Here is a 201-nt window from a genome sequence, read left to right on the forward strand (position 1 = left end):
ATCCGCATTAACATGCAGGCCAGGATAATGACATCATCGGCTTTCAGTTGGCGGTAATTTGGCCGAAAACGAATAGCCGGATTAATGGTTTCATAAATTGGTTCAATAATTTCGATAAAATGTTGAAATTTAGCTTGAATTGGATTGGTTTTTACGATAACTTTGAGGAGGCCTCGCATAACAGTTCCTTCTTTCTGGTTT

At 38.3% G+C, this 201-nt stretch carries 1 pseudogene; it reads right to left on the bottom strand.

Features of this window, described 5'->3' with window-relative positions:
* A pseudogene (locus FD47_RS16245) lies at positions 1 to 179 on the bottom strand (IS982 family transposase); the annotation flags it as partial.
* Positions 180 to 201 lie beyond the last annotated feature (22 nt).

Origin of the sequence: Lentilactobacillus parafarraginis DSM 18390 = JCM 14109, assembly GCF_001435895.1 — a bacterium.
In the GTDB taxonomy this organism is placed as follows: Bacteria; Bacillota; Bacilli; order Lactobacillales; family Lactobacillaceae; genus Lentilactobacillus; species Lentilactobacillus parafarraginis.